The sequence below is a fragment of the Burkholderia sp. B21-005 genome (genome assembly GCF_020843965.1).
In the GTDB taxonomy this organism is placed as follows: Bacteria; Pseudomonadota; Gammaproteobacteria; order Burkholderiales; family Burkholderiaceae; genus Burkholderia; species Burkholderia ambifaria.
On record NZ_CP086302.1, the window covers coordinates 1,838,642 to 1,853,602 of the forward strand.

8 protein-coding genes are annotated in these 14,961 nt (G+C 68.2%); 3 read left to right on the forward strand and 5 right to left on the reverse strand.

Annotation, left to right across the window (positions count from 1 at the left end):
- Positions 1 to 28: 28 nt before the first annotated feature.
- The 4 genes from LMA02_RS24695 to LMA02_RS24710 all read right to left on the reverse strand — a co-directional run bounded on the left by LMA02_RS24695 (position 29) and on the right by LMA02_RS24710 (position 4,041).
- Entirely contained in the window at positions 29 to 448 is a 420-nt protein-coding gene (locus LMA02_RS24695; RefSeq protein WP_166724353.1) for a DoxX family protein, read from the reverse strand.
- A gap of 187 nt (positions 449 to 635) precedes the next feature.
- Positions 636 to 1,913: a cytochrome c gene (locus LMA02_RS24700; protein ID WP_228907881.1), complete on the reverse strand. Its 1,278-nt coding sequence runs from the start codon at positions 1,911 to 1,913 to the stop codon at positions 636 to 638.
- A 2-nt stretch (positions 1,914 to 1,915) separates the two neighbouring features.
- On the reverse strand, positions 1,916 to 3,535 hold the full coding sequence (locus LMA02_RS24705) for a GMC family oxidoreductase (RefSeq protein ID WP_228907882.1): 1,620 nt from the start codon (positions 3,533 to 3,535) through the stop codon (positions 1,916 to 1,918).
- Positions 3,535 to 4,041, reverse strand: coding sequence for a sorbitol dehydrogenase family protein (locus tag LMA02_RS24710; RefSeq protein WP_228910003.1), 507 nt, complete (start codon positions 4,039 to 4,041; stop codon positions 3,535 to 3,537). The genes LMA02_RS24705 and LMA02_RS24710 overlap by 1 nt, the downstream gene beginning before the upstream one ends.
- A gap of 308 nt (positions 4,042 to 4,349) precedes the next feature.
- Here LMA02_RS24710 and LMA02_RS24715 point away from each other — a divergent pair, with 308 nt between their 5' ends.
- The 3 genes from LMA02_RS24715 (at position 4,350) to LMA02_RS24725 (ending at position 13,505) form a co-directional block, all read left to right on the forward strand.
- Positions 4,350 to 10,385, forward strand: a complete 6,036-nt coding sequence (locus LMA02_RS24715) for an alpha-2-macroglobulin family protein (protein ID WP_228907883.1) — start codon at positions 4,350 to 4,352, stop codon at positions 10,383 to 10,385.
- A 7-nt stretch (positions 10,386 to 10,392) separates the two neighbouring features.
- Complete coding sequence (gene pbpC / locus LMA02_RS24720; RefSeq protein WP_228907884.1) at positions 10,393 to 12,630, forward strand: penicillin-binding protein 1C; 2,238 nt, start codon at positions 10,393 to 10,395, stop codon at positions 12,628 to 12,630.
- A 182-nt stretch (positions 12,631 to 12,812) separates the two neighbouring features.
- On the forward strand, positions 12,813 to 13,505 hold the full coding sequence (locus LMA02_RS24725) for a hypothetical protein (RefSeq protein WP_228907885.1): 693 nt from the start codon (positions 12,813 to 12,815) through the stop codon (positions 13,503 to 13,505).
- Positions 13,506 to 13,540: 35 nt separating this feature from the next.
- Here LMA02_RS24725 and LMA02_RS24730 read toward each other — a convergent pair whose 3' ends face one another.
- Complete coding sequence (locus tag LMA02_RS24730) at positions 13,541 to 14,788, reverse strand: multidrug effflux MFS transporter (protein ID WP_228907886.1); 1,248 nt, start codon at positions 14,786 to 14,788, stop codon at positions 13,541 to 13,543.
- Between the last annotated feature and the right edge of the window lie 173 nt (positions 14,789 to 14,961).

Here is a 14,961-nt window from a genome sequence, read left to right on the forward strand (position 1 = left end):
GCGCCCCATGCGCGCGCCGGCGATCCGCTCACCCGCGATCGATCGAAAAACGTCCGGGGCCCGCCGCGCACAGCGCGAGCAGGCCGCCCGAGATCGCGATGTTCTTGTAGAAATGAATCATGTTGTTCATCTGCTCGCCGCCCGTCATCGTCCAGTAGTGATGGCCGATGAGCGCGGTGCCGATCGTATACAGCGCAAGCAGCAGCGCAAGCGGCCGCGTCTGGAAGCCGACGAGGAGCGCGATCCCGACGAACAACTCCATCACGACGGCGATCGCCGCCGAGATGATCGGCGCGGGCGCGCCCTCGCTTCCCATGAACGCGATCGTGCCCGAGAAGTCGGCGATCTTCTTCCAGCCGAACATCACGAACAGAATCACGAGCAGGATTCGGGACAGCAGCAGCAGCACATCGCGCTGGGACGCGAGAAACGGTTGATTCGGTGTCATGGTGTGATCAACGAAAGCGATGCGCGAACCGCGCGCACCGGATTGCCAACGAACCAGGACAGGCGGCCGCCAGTGCCGCCCGCCCCGCTCTGCAACAACCGGCATCGGGGCCCGCCCGATGTGCTGTGCTCCTCCTCTTTCCGTGTTGCGCTGCCTGGTACCACTTCCTACCGCTTCGTGCCCGGCCTCAACGTGCCTTCGCGACGTCCTGCTCGGTCACCTTCGCGGCCGGATTGCCGAACTGACCCGTCAGGTAGTTCGCCAGCGCGGCGATCTGCGCGTCCGACAGCTCATTGCGGAACGCGGGCATCCCGACGTCCTCGCTGCCGGCCTTACGCTGCACGCCGTTCAGGATCACCTGCACGAGGTTCGTCGGATTCGACGCACCCACCGTCGAGTTGTGGAACAGCGACGGGTAATAGCCGTCCGGCGTGCCCTTGCCCTGCATCTGGTGACAGCTCGCGCAGTTGCCGAGATACAGCCGCGCCGGATCGATGCCCGACGATGCGAGCGGCACGCCACGCAGCTTCAGGCCGTCTTCCGCCGGCTTGCCCCACGACGAACGCGACTGCTTCGCGTCGCCGCTGGCCACCGCCGGCACCGTGCGGACGTAGGTTGCGATCGCACCGATGTCGGCGTCGGTCATCTTCGAGAAGCTGTGCTCGACCGCCTCGGCCATCGGACCGGCCGCCTGCGCGACGCCCGGCACGCTGCCTGTACGCAGGTACTGGACGAGCTGCTGCTGCGTCCAGCCGCCGATCCCCGCGTTCGGGTCCGACGTGATGTTGTAGCCGTCCCAGCCCGCCAGCACCGAGCCCGACAGGAAGCTGCCGCCCGTCTCGTCGAGCGACTTCTCCTGCATCGCGATGCCGCGCGGCGTGTGGCACGTGCTGCAGTGCGCGAGGCCCTGCACCAGGTACGCACCGCGGTTCCACTCGGCACTCTGCGACGGCTTCGGCTGGTACGCACCGTCCTTCAGGAACAGCCAGTTCCAGATCTTCAGCGGCCAGCGCATGCTCAGCAGCGGCGGAATCTCGTTCTTCGGCGGCGCCTGCTTGACCGGCTCGACGCCATGCATGAAGTACGCGTACAACGCCTGCACGTCGTCGTCGTTGATCTTCGCGTACGACACGTACGGCATCGCCGGGTACAGGTTGGTGCCGTTCTTCGACACGCCATGACGCACCGCGCGCTCGAATTCGTCGAACGTCCAGTTGCCGATGCCAGTGTCGGGGTCCGGCGTGATGTTGCTCGTATAGATCTTGCCGAGCATCGGCACCGGCATCCCGAGGCCGCCGGCGAACGGCTTGCCGCCCTTCGCGGTGTGACAGGCCATGCAGTCGCCCGCGACTGCGAGATATTCGCCGCGCTTGATCTGCGCGGGATCGGCCGAATCGGCCGCGCGCACGAGCCCCGGCAGCGCGAGGCTGCCGGCGAGGAGGAAGGTGAGAGTAGATTTCCGCACGGTCAGACTTCCTTCTTCAGCGTGTCCGACATCCGCAGCGCCAGCGCCGCGATCGTCAGCGTCACGTTCACCGTACCGACGGTCGGCATCGTCGAGCTGCTCGAGATGAACAGGTTCGGATGGTCGAACGTGCGGCAGTCCTTGTCGACGACCGAGTCGCGTGCATCCGCGCCCATGATCGTCGCACCCGTGATGTGGTTGTTCGGCGCGAATTCGTCGTTGAACACGACCTCCGTGCCGCCCAGCACCTTCGCGGCCGTCGCGTAGACCTCGCGCGTATGCACGGCGCCGCGCTTCACGTAATCGTCGATCGCATACGTGATTTCCGGGCGCGGAATGCCGACCGCATCGGTGGCCGTCTTGCTCGGCACGATGCGGTTCTCGGGCTGCGGCAGGATTTCGTGGAAGCAGTCGAACTGCACGTAGCGCGCGGAACGATCGCGGATCTGCGCGTCGAGCTCGTCGGCCTTCATCAGCTTGCCGGCCTTGAAGATCTTCTGCGTCTCCTGGTTGATGCGCGACATGTTCGACAGGTGGATCTTCTTCGCGGCTTCGGTCGCGCGGAACGGGCCGTCGCGGAAACCGATCAGCGACGTCATCTCCTGCGGGCCGCGGCCCGGCCACAGCTTGTCGCTCGCGTAGAACGACACGCCCGTGCCCGGGTGGTCCATCAGGTTGCGCCCGACCATGTCGGAGCTGTTCGCGACGCCGTTCGGGAAATCGCGGTTCGCCGACATCAGCAGGATCTTCGGCGTCTCGATACCGTTCGCGGCCACCACGAAGTACTTGCCTTCGACACGATGGTCGGCGCCCGTCTTGTCCTTGTAGATCGCGGCGACGATGCGCTTGTCCGGACCAGTCTCGAGCTTGTAGACGACCGCGCTGTCGATCAGCTTCGCGCCGGCCTGCTCGGCCTTCTCGACGTGCACGATGCCGTTGTACATCGCGCCGATCGGGCAGATCGGCATGCAGTTGTTGTTCCCGCAACAAGTCGGCCGGCCGTCGTACGGGCGGCTGTTGCGCGCGACCGGCTCGGTCACCACGTGGAACTTCGGGTCATAGCCGTTGAGCGCGCTCTTGATCGTCTGCTCGTTGAACGACAACGGCAGCGGCGGCATCGGGTACGGCTGCTTGCGCGGCGAGTACAGGTCTTCCTCGGGGCCGGGGCCCCACACGCCGAGCTCTTCCTCGGCGCGCTGGTAGTAATGCTCGAGGTCGTCGTACTGGATCGGCCAGTCGCGGCCGACGCCGTACACCGTCTTCATCTTGAAGTCGTTCGGGATGAAGCGCCACGCCGACGCGGCCCAGTGCCACGTCGTGCCGCCCACCGCACGGATGTACTGCGAGTTGAACTTGTGCTCGCCCTTCAGGACCAGGTAGTCGTTCGGCGGGCCGTATTCCGGATGCGGCGCCCACGGGCTCGACGGGTACGGCGCCATGAAGTCCGTCTTGTCGGGCTGGTTGCGGAAGCGCTCGACGATCTCGCCGCGCGGCATGCGCGGGCCTGCTTCGAGCAGGATCACCGACTTGCCCGCCATCGCGAGCTGGTGCGCGACGATCGCGCCTGCGACACCGGACCCGACGACCACGACGTCGGCCTTTTGCGTATCGGTATCCGCCATCAGGCTTGCCTCTCGATCGGTTTTTCGGCCCAGAAGCCGGGTTTGTTGGGGCAATACGAAGGAATCACGAGCGTATCGGACACGACGCTGAACATTAATGCTTCTTCGTAAGTAATCACGACGTTGTCGACAATGCCGAGATACCACGCCTCGAGAATCGACAGCGCGGCGGCCTGCTGATCGGAATCCAATGAACCGGACGCGAGCGCGCCGGCGAGTTGCGACAGACCGTCGGCCGTCTTGAACGAACCCTTCTGCAGCGCGTGCAGGAAGCGTTCGCCGAGCACGCGGCTCAGCCCTTTCTTGCCTGTCAGTGCTTCGGAGAGCGTCATGAACGTATCGAGCGGCGCGGTGCCGGGATTATCGGCCAGGGCCCGCAACGCCAGCGAGCCGGTGAGGCCCGCCGCCGTCAGCGCCAGTGCGCCCTGCAGCCATTGACGCCGCGTGATGCCGGATACGGTTGCGTCGCTGGCGCGACGCGAGTGGGGGGTGTTGTCGTTGTGCATGTTTCCTTCTCTCGAACACCGGATTCGGGAAAACCACGCTTGATATTTCTCAAACTTTCGCGCGGCCCTGAAATGTACGCGCACAATTCGAATCGGACAATGCTTTTATAGTCCATTAAATGTTCCGCAATCCGAGACAATCGACATTTCGCTGCATTTTTGTGTCGTCGACGCGACAATTCTGCATCGGGACGCAGTGTGTCGCAAGCCGACGACACGCGCCGTCCCATCCCGTCATCCGCTCACATGCGCGTCGGTTAGAATCCCGTGCAATCAAACAGAAAGCTTCCCTCCGAGGGCATCGAGCGATGAAGCAGCACAATAAACACAACAACACGCATCAATCCAATCACACCACACGGCTACTCTGGCGCATCGGCGCGGTCGCGGCGCTCGGCGCCGCCGCGGCACTGTCGCTGCACGCGCTCGCGGCGCGCACCGTGAGCGTGTCGCCGCAAGGCACGGTCACCGAAGTCCGGCAAAGCGTCGTCAAGTTCGACGAACCGATGGTCGCGTTCGGTTCGGCGTCCGCGCCGAACCCCGCGCGCATGACCTGCAACGATTCCACCGCCGCACGCGGCCAGGGCCACTGGCTCGACGACAAGACCTGGGTCTACGATTTCGAGAACGACCTGCCGCCGGGCGTGCGCTGCTCGGTCGCGCTCAACGACACGCTGCGCTCGGTCGCCGGCAATGCGGTGAGCGGCCCGCGCCGCTTCACGTTTCAAACCGGCGGCCCGTTCCCGGTGACAGTGCGCCCCGGCTCGCGCGAGATCGAGGAGCGCCAGGTCTTCGTGCTGAAGCTGAACGGCCCGGCCGAGCCGCGTTCCGCGCTCGCGAACATCTGGTGCGAAGCGGCCGGCATCGGCAACCGCATCCCCGTCACGGCCGCCGACGACGAGACCCGCAACGCGCTGCTCGACCACTTCGGGCTGAAGAAGGACGCGGCGCGCGTGCTGACGCTGTCGTGCGCGCAGGCGCTGCCCGCAAGCGCGAAGATGCAGCTCGTCTACGGCAAGGGCGTCGCGAGCCCGAGCGGCATCGCGAACGACACCGAGCGCCGCTTCGACTTCACGGTGCGCGCCCCGTTCGCCGCGAGTTTCTCGTGCGAACGCGAGAACGCGAAGGCGCCCTGCACGCCGCTGCGCCCGCTGACGCTGTCGTTCAACGCACCGATCTCGCGCAAGAACGCCGAGGCGATCAAGCTGCGCGGTCCTGACGGTTCGCTTTCGCCGACCTTCGGGGCCGACGACCACAGCGACGAAGTGACGACCGTCACGTTCAACCCGCCGCTGCCCGCGCAGGCGAACCTGACGATCGAGCTGCCGTCCGGCCTGCGCGACGTGACCGATCGCGCGCTCGCGAACGCCGACCTGTTCCCGCTCGCGACGCGCACCGCGCCGATGCCGCCGCTCGCGAAATTCTCGTCGGGCACCTTCGGGATCGTCGAGCGTTTCGCCGAACCCGATACGCCGGCGCTCGTGCCGGTCACGCTGCGCAACGTGGAGGCCGACCTGCATATCGCGGGCCTCAACACGCGCGGCGCACAATTCTCGAACCTGAAGGTGGACGACGACACCACGATCCGCCAATGGATGCGCACCGTCGAGCGCTTCGACAACTGGGCGATGACGGCCGGCACGATCGACGAGCGCGTGCCGGGCCTGCTCCGGCGCACGGGCCAGCACCCCGTCTACGTGCCGCTCGAGGCCGGTGAAAAGATGCCCGCGCCGCAGAATCGCCGCATCGACGTGCGCTCGCTGTCGCTGCTCACCGGCGAGCCGGGGGCCCAGGCGATGACGCTGCCGAAGGCCGATCCGAAGGCGCTGCGTCCGTTCGAGGTCGTCGGCGTGCCGATCGACAAGCCCGGTTTCTACGTGCTCGAACTCGCGTCGCCGGCGCTCGGCCGCTCGCTGCTCGCGAAGCCGTCGAGCATGTACGTGCGCACCACCGTGCTCGTCACGAACCTCGGCGTGCATCTGAAACAGGGCCGCGAAAACAACCTCGTGTGGGTCACGACGCTCGACAAGGGCAAGCCCGTGCCGAACGCGCGGATCCGCGTGTCGGATTGCAACGGCGACGAGATCGCGACCGGCAAGACCGATGCGCAAGGCCTGCTGAAAATCGATGGTCAATTCGAGCCGAAGCACGAATGCAGCCAGTCGGAACGCTTCGACGACTACTTCGTGTCGGCGCGCGTCGACGATCCGAAGACGGGCCCCGACATGGCGTTCGTCAGCTCGAACTGGAACCGCGGGATCGAATCGTGGCGCTTCAACGTGCCGACCGATACCGGCAGCGAACCGACCGTGCGTGCGCATACCGTGTTCGACCGCACGCTCCTGCGGGCCGGCGAAACCGTGTCGATGAAGCACTTCCTGCGCACCGAGACGCTGCAGACCCTCGCGTTCCCGGCGCAATACCCGACGCGCGTGAAGATCCGCCATCTCGGCTCCGACCAGACCTACAAGCTGCCGCTCACGTGGTCGGCCGACCACAGCGCGGACACGCAGTTCCCGCTGCCGCCCGCGGCCAAGCTCGGCGAATACAGCGTCACGCTCGAAGGCGGCCCGGACGATGCGCCGACCACCAGCTACTACAGCGGCAGCTTCCGCGTCGAGGCGTTCCGCCTGCCGGTGCTCAAAGGGTCGATCGGCGCGCGCGACGCGCAGAAGAGCCCGCTCGTCGCGGTCAAGGAGGCGCCGCTCGCGGTGCAGATCGACTACGTGTCGGGCGGCGGCGCATCGAACCTGCCCGTGCAGGTGTCGGCGCTGATGAAGTGGGCGTCGCCGCCGTTCGCGGATCGCTTCGAGGACTTCAGCTTCACGCCCTATCGTCCGGAGCGCAGCGACGGCAACGCCGACGACGATTCGCAGGACGGCGACAACGCGTCGGCCGCGAACAACGACCCCGACGCGACCAGGCTGATCGCGGACAAGCTGCCGCTGACGCTCGACCGCAACGGCGCGGGCGCGGTCACGCTCAAGGGCCTGCCCGACGTCGACGCGCCGAAGCGCATCGCGCTCGAGGCGACGTTCGCGGACCCGAACGGCGAAGTGCAGACGATCCGCGGCGACACGATCCTGTGGCCGGCCGCGGTGGTGGCCGGCATCAAGGCCGGTCGCTGGGTATCGGTCGGCCAGCGCGTGCCGGTGCAGGCGCTCGCGGTCGACCTGCAGGGCAAGCCGCGTGCGTCGGTGTCGATCGAGATCAAGGGCGTCGCGCACGTCACGACGTCGTCGCGCAAGCGGATGGTCGGCGGCTTCTACGCGTACGACAACAAGAGCGACACGCGCGACCTCGGCGTGCTGTGCTCGGGCAAGACCGACGACAAGGGCCGCATGGCCTGCGACGCGACGCTCGAACAGGCCGGCAACGTCCAGCTGATCGCGGTCGCGAAGGACGGCGACGGCCGCACGTCGAACGCGTCGACGTCCGTCTGGGTCACGCGCGAGGACGAACTGTGGTTCGGCGGCGACAACACCGACCGGATCGACGTGATTCCGGAGAAGACGTCCTACGAACCGGGCGAAACGGCCCGCTTCCAGGTGCGCATGCCGTTCCGCTATGCCACGGCGCTGGTCGCGGTCGAACGCGGCGGCGTGATGGAAACGCACATCGTCGAACTGACCGGCAAGAATCCGACCGTCGACCTGAAAGTCGGCGAATCGTGGGGGCCGAACGTCTACGTGTCGGTGCTTGCATTGCGCGGCCGGATTCGCGAGGTGCCGTGGTACTCGTTCTTCACGTGGGGCTGGAAGGCACCGGTCGAATGGGCGCGCGCGTTCTGGCGCGAAGGCCGTCACCATGAAGCGCCGACCGCGTTCGTCGACCTGTCGAAGCCCGCGTTCCGCTACGGCCTCGGCGAGATCAAGGTCGGCACCGGCGTGCATCGTCTCGGCGTGACCGTGACGACCGACGCGACGCGCTACACCGTGCGCGGCAAGGCGCAGGCGCACGTGAAGGTCACGCTGCCGAACGGCCAGCCCGCGCCTGCCGGCACGCAGATCGCGGTCGCGGCCGTCGACGAGGCGCTGCTCGAACTGATGCCGAACAACAGCTGGGATCTGCTCGACGCGATGCTGCAGCGACGCGCGTACGGCGTCGAGACGGCCACCGCGCAGATGGAAATCGTCGGCCGCCGCCACTTCGGCCGCAAGGCCGTGCCGGCCGGCGGCGGCGGCGGCAGCGCGCCGACGCGCGAGCTGTTCGACACGCTGCTGCTGTGGAATCCGCGCGTGACGCTCGACGCCAACGGCAGCGCAAACGTCGAGGTGCCGCTGAACGACGCGCTCACGCGCTTCCGGATCGTCGCCGTCGCGGCGGTCGGCCCGGACCGCTTCGGCACCGGCAGCACGTCGATCCGCAGCACGCAGGACCTGCAACTGATCTCCGGCCTGCCGCCGCTCGTGCGCGAAGGCGACGCGTTCCGCGCGCAGGTCACGCTGCGCAACACGACCGACCGCGCGATGCAGGTGATCGTGACGCCGCGCGTGACGGGGCTCGATGTCGCGCCGCAAACCGTGTCGCTCGCGGCCAACGCGGCGACCGAGGTCGCGTGGACAATCACGGTGCCCGAGCAGGCGCTGGACGCGGCCGGCGCGCTGAACTGGCGCATCGAGGCGGCCGAGCAAGGCGGCAAGCGCGCGGCCGATGCGCTGGCCGTCGCGCAGAAGGTCGTGCCCGCACTGCCGGTGACCGTGCAGCAGGCCACGCTCACGCAGGTCGATGGCACCCTCACGGTGCCCGTGTCGGCCCCGGCCGGCGCCGTCAACAACGCGCAGGGCGCGCCGCGCGGCGGCATCGCCGTGTCGCTGCAGTCGAAGCTCGCGGACGGCCTGCCCGGCGTGCGGCGCTGGTTCGAGCGCTATCCGTACCGCTGCCTCGAACAGCAGACGTCGCGTGCGATCGGCCTGCACGACGCCGCGCAATGGCAGGCGCTGGTTGCGCGGATGCCCGTCTACCTCGACAGCGACGGGCTCGCGAGCTATTTCCCGCCGTCGTCCGACGATGCGCACTACGGCAGCCCGACGCTGTCGTCGTATCTGCTCGTGGTCGCCGACGAAGCCGGTCGCCTCGACCCGCGCTTCGCGCTGCCAGAAGACCTGCGCACGCAGCTCGAAGCCGGGCTCGCGCGCTTCATCGACGGCCGCATCGAGCGCAACGCGTGGGCGCCGCGCCAGGATCGCGACCTGCGCAAGCTGGCCGCGATCGAGGCGCTGTCGCGTTACGGTGCCGCGCAAGGCCGCATGCTCGGCTCGATCGAAATCGCGCCGAACCAGTGGCCGACGTCGGCGGTGATCGACTATCACGCGATCCTCACACGCGTGAAGGACATCCCGCAGCGCGACGAGAAACGCGCGCAGGTCGAGCAGATCCTGCGCGCGCGCCTCACGTACCAGGGCACGCAGCTCGTGTTCTCGACCGCGCGCGACGACGACCTGTGGTGGCTGATGACGAGCAACGAGACCAACGCCGCGCGCCTCGCGCTGGAATTCGCGGGCGACCCGGCGTGGAAGGACGAGATGCCGCGCGTGACGGCCGGCCTGCTCGCGCTGCAACGCCAGGGCGCATGGCAGACGACGACGTCGAACGCACTCGGCCAGCTCGCGGTCGAACGCTTCTCGCGCACCTACGAGAGCGTGCCGGTCGCCGGCACGACGAAGGTCGCGCTCGGCGGCAACGAGCGTGCGATCCCGTGGTCGCAGGCACCGGCACCCGCCGACGCGCCTGCATCGGCCACCGCCGCGACGCGCGCCGCCGCCGCACGCAGCGTGCTGATGCCGTGGCCGCGTGCGTCGCAGGCGCCGGCCACGCTGTCCGTCACGCAGGACGGCACGGGCCGCCCGTGGGCGACCGTCGAGAGTCTCGCGGCCGTGCCGCTGCGCTCGCCGTTCGCGGCCGGCTACCGGATCACGAAGACCATCACGCCCGTGTCGCCCGCCGTCAAGGGCGTGCTGACGCGCGGCGATGTCGTGCGCGTGCATCTCGACATCGATGCGCAGAGCGACATGACGTGGGTCGTCGTCAACGATCCGATCCCGTCCGGCGCGACGATTCTCGGCTCGGGCCTCGGCCGCGACTCCGAAGCCGCGACGCAGGGCGAGAAATCCCCGGACGGCGCATGGCCGGCGTTCATCGAACGCGACTTCGACGGCTACCGCGCGTATTACGACTATCTGCCGAAGGGCAAACTCTCGGTCGAATACACGGTGCGGCTGAACAACGTCGGCACCTTCGGGCTGCCGCCGACGCGCGTCGAGGCGCTGTACGCGCCGTCCGTGTACGGCCTGTGGCCGAACCCGCCGATGACCGTGAAGCCGGCCGACGCGGGCAAGTCGTGAGTACGCGATGATCGATCTGGTTTTGCCGCGGCCGGCGCGCTTCGCCGGCCGCGTATTCGTCGCCGTCGTGCTGGCCGCGCCGCTCGTCGCGCACGCGCTGCCCGGCTACGACGACGTGCGGCGCGGCTGGCGCAGTTCCGACTGGGTGCTGCTCGCGCGCGACGGCACGCCGCTGCAGCGCACGCGCGTCGATCTCACCGAACGGCGCGGCGACTGGGTGTCGCTCGCCGACGTGTCGCCCGCGTTCCGCGAGGCGATCGTCGTGTCCGAGGACAAGCGCTTCTACGACCACAGCGGCGTCGACTGGCGCGGCATCGCCGGCGCGGCGTGGGGCAACCTGTGGAACGAGCGCACGCGCGGCGCGTCGACCGTGACGATGCAGCTCGCCGGGCTGCTCAGCGATTCGCCGCGCCGCTCGGGTCAGCGCTCGCTGCCGCAGAAGGCCACCCAGGCGATGAACGCGCTGCTGCTCGAACGCGGCTGGCGCAAGGACCAGATCCTCGAGGCCTACCTGAATCTCGTGCCGTTTCGCGGCGAGACGGTCGGGCTCGCCGCGCTGTCGCAGGTGCTGTTCGGCAAGGCGCCGTCCGGCCTCGACGCACGCGAAGCCGCGATCGCCGCGGCGCTGGTGCGCGCGCCGAACGCGGCACCCGCGAAGGTCGCCGAGCGGGCCTGCCGGATCCTGCGCGACATGCATGCGGAACAGGCCTGCGCGTCGCTCGACGGCTACGTGCAGCTCGTGATCGCACGCCCGGCCAACGCCGTGCGCGACGACGGCGCCGCCCTCGCCCCGCACTTCGCGCGCCGCATCGCGGCCGAGGTCCGACCCGCGGCCGGCGCGCAGGTGCGCACGACGCTCGACGCGCCGTTGCAGCGCTTCGCGCGCGACACGCTGACGCGCGCACTGACCGAGCTCAACGCGCCCGCGCACCGGCGCAACGTGCAGGACGGCGCGGTCGTCGTGATCGACAACGCGACCGGCGAGATTCGCGCGTGGGTCGGTTCGTCAGGGGCGTTGTCGAGCGCACGCGACGTCGACGCCGTGCTCGCGCCGCGTCAGGCCGGCTCGACGCTCAAACCGTTCCTCTACGCGCAGGCGATCGACGAGAAGCGGCTGACGGCCGCGTCGCTGCTCGACGACGCGCCGATCAACCTCGCGGCCGGCGGCGGCCTCTACATTCCGCAGAACTACGACAAGGATTTCAAGGGCTGGGTGAGCGTGCGCACCGCGCTCGGCGGCTCGCTGAACGTGCCGGCCGTGCGCACGCTCGTGCTCGTCACACCGCACCGCTTCGCGCGCACGCTGACCGCGCTCGGCCTGCCCCTCGCGCAGGAAGGCGATTACTACGGCTTCAGCCTCGCGCTCGGCAGCGCGGACGTCACGCTGCTGTCGCTGACCAATGCGTATCGCGCGCTCGCGAACGGCGGCGTCGTGCGCAAGGTCGTCGACCTGCCGGCGCCGTCGGCCGCTTCCGGCGCATCGACACCGGGCCATGCAGACAACGGCACGCGCGTATTCAGCGAAGCGGCCAGCTTCGTCGTCACCGACATCCTCTCCGACAACAACGCGCGGGTGCGCACGTTCGGCTTCGACAACCCGCTCGCGACGCGCTTCTTTTCGGCGGTCAAGACCGGCACGAGCAAGGACATGCGCGACAACTGGACCGTCGGCTTCACGTCGCGCTATACGGTCGGCGTGTGGGTCGGCAATGCGGACGGTTCACCGATGTGGGACGTATCGGGGGTGACGGGCGCGTCGCCGGTGTGGTCGGCCGTCGTCGGCTACCTGCATCGCGACCTGCCGAGCCGTGCACCGAAAGCGCCGGCCGGCGTCGAAACGCGCCGCATCGCGTTCGAGCGCGACGTCGAGCCGTCGCGCAACGAGTGGTTCATCGCGGGCACGGCGCTCGACACGATCCGGCTCGCGGCGCCCGTCACGCCGGGCAAGGACGGCGCGCGCGCACCGCTGGCGATCGGCGCACCGACCGATGGCACGATCTTCGCGATCGATCCGGACATTCCACCGAAGAACCAGCGGATCTGGTTCGAGCGGTCGTCCGGGCATGCCGCGCGCTTCGCATGGCGGCTCGACGACAAGGTGATCGGGCACGCCGACCGCATCGCGTGGATGCCGTGGCCGGGCCGGCACCGGCTGGAACTCGTCGACGCGCGCGGCAACGTCGCGGATGCGATCGGCTTCGAGGTGCGCGGCGCGTTCGCGAAGCCGGCCGCGCGCAAGCCCTGAGCGGGTGAGCCGGCCGCGTTCGCCTTCGGCGGCTGGGCGGGAAATCGATTGCCGGTGCGCTCGGAAAATTCGCTCCCCTGCTTCAAACGGGCAAGCAACACCCCGATTCGGCACCTAGAATGTGAGCAGGGCCGTCTGCCCTGTGCTCACCGGTTGTCTTCTTCCCCCGATCGCCCGCGACCATGAACATTCGCCCGCCCCACTTCACCCGCCCCGCGCTGGGCGCACTTTGCGTCGCCGCGCTCGCGACACTGGCGGGCTGCAACGGTGAGGCCTGCTTCGGCGTCGATGCCTGCTTCAACGACAACAACACGCAGACCGTCGCGCTGTCCGGCACGGCCGCCACGGGCACCGCGCTCGCGAGCGCATCGGTGACGGTGAGTTGCGCGCAGGGCTCGGCGACGACGCTGACCGATGGCGGCGGCAACTACCGCGTGACCGTCAACGCCGTGCTGCCGTGCGTGATCAGCGTCGCGTCGGGCGGCACGAGCCTGCATTCGCTCGCCTACGCGGGCGGCACCTTCAACACGACGCCCGAAACCGAGCTGATGCTCGTCTATTTCGCCGCGCAGCTCGGCACGAACACGGCCGGACTGATCGGCAATTTCCAGGGGAATCGGCACTTCCAGCAGGTGATGGGCGATCCGGGCACCGTGCAGGCCGCGCAGTCGGCCGTCGTGACGAATCTCCAGCAGCGCTACTCGGTCACGCTCGCGACGCCGGCGTTTCTGACCACGCAGTTCGTGGTCGGGCAACCGGGCGTAGACGCCGATCTTGGGATGCTGGCCAAGGCCGGCGCGATCGATTCGAACGGGATGCCGGATCCGGTTGCCGTTTCGCTGTTGACGCAGGCCGGCGCCGCGCATCCGCTATAAACGCAAAGCTCCCGCGCGGTAACGGTTGATGCGGCTTACGCCGCCTCCCCGCTCCCGCAAGCGACGCTCGCGGCCTGCTGCTGCGTCAGGTAGCGCAGCAGCTTCGTCACCATCCATACGACGATGAACGACAGCGCGACGAAGAACACCGCGAGCGGCGTCAGCACCTGCACCGACACGAAGCCGGCCAGCCCCATCATCGCGGACGACACGAGCAGCAGCGCGCACCCGAGGATCGCGCTCGTCAGCCCCGCGATATGCGGAAACAGCGAATTGCCCTTGGCCATCAGCGTCGGATACATCGCACCCGCGCAGAGGCCCATCACGAGCACCGGCGTCGCGAGCGTCCACACGCGCAGGCCGACGGTCAGCGCCAGCACGAGCATCACGACCGCCGCGACCGCCATCACGCGCGCACCGATGCGCAACCGCCGCTCGGCGCTCGGCAGCCCACGCCCGTGAATCCGGTTCGACAGCCCGCCGAGGAAATACATCAGCCCGATTCCGAGCGCGAGATAGCCGAAGAAGGTCGGCGGCTTGTGCAGCGTGGTCTGCACCATGAACGGCCCGACGATGTTGAACACCAGCAGGATGCTGTAGCACAGCCCCTGTGCGAGGAAGCAGCTCTGGAACACCGGGCTCGCGAGCACCTTGCCCGCGTTCGCGATCAGCGTGCGCGGCTCGAGATGGACCGGTTTCGGCAAGGTTTCCCGGTAGTGCCACCACAGCGCCCACATCACCAGCGAATACACCAGCAGGAACACGAGGCACGCGCGCCAGCCGAACCATTCCTGCAGATGCGCGCCGATCACCGGCGCGATGATCGGGGCGAGCCCCCACGCGATCGACATGTAGGTGAACGCATGCATCAACGCCTGACCCGAGAACGAATCGGTAATGATCGCCTTCGCGAGCAGGTTCGTGGTCGCGATCCCGAAGCCCTGCAGGCAGCGCGCCAGCACGAACGTCTCCAGGTTCGGCGCGCCGAGCGACAGCAGGCAGCCGATCGTATAGATGACGAGCCCGAACGCGAGCACGCGCTTGCGTCCGTACGCATCGGCCACCGGGCCGAAGATCAGCTGGCCGAGCGCATAGGCGGCCATGTAGCCGGACACGCTCGACTGGATCGCCTGCGGCGTGGTCGCGAACGAACGCGCCATGTCGGGTAGCGCGGGCACGTAGATGTCGATCGCGAGCTGGCCCGCGGAGGCGAACAGGCAAATCAGGAACAACAGGAAGCGCGGCGAGTTTGATTCGCGCGCGGGATTGAGCGAGGCGTTCATGACAACCGGGAAGGATTCGGACGGCGGCGACACGCGCCCGCGTGTTCGAATGTCGAACAACGGTGCGCGGCGAAGCGAAGCGCACATTGTGCCTGTTGTTACGCGACGCGACGGGAATACCATTGGCGCGGGCGAGGTTGAAATGCCGATTGCGGCATATTCCGACACGCGTA